The 253-nt window shown below is 54.9% G+C and carries 1 rRNA gene; it reads left to right on the forward strand.

Annotation, left to right across the window (positions count from 1 at the left end):
- Nucleotides 1-253 (forward strand): 23S ribosomal RNA (locus M3194_RS31105); the annotation flags it as partial.

Raw genomic sequence — 253 nt, forward strand, 5'->3', positions numbered from 1 at the left:
AAAAGTCAGAGCCCGTTAAAAGGGTGATGGCGTGCCTTTTGTAGAATGAACCGGCGAGTTACGTTCACGTGCAAGGTTAAGTCGGGAAGACGGAGCCGCAGCGAAAGCGAGTCTGAATAGGGCGAATGAGTACGTGGTCGTAGACCCGAAACCGTGTGATCTACCCCTGTCCAGGGTGAAGGTGCGGTAACACGCACTGGAGGCCCGAACCCACGAATGTTGAAAAATTCGGGGATGAGGTGGGGGTAGCGGA

Origin of the sequence: Paenibacillus glycanilyticus, assembly GCF_023715145.1 — a bacterium.
Taxonomy (GTDB): domain Bacteria; phylum Bacillota; class Bacilli; order Paenibacillales; family Paenibacillaceae; genus Pristimantibacillus; species Pristimantibacillus glycanilyticus_A.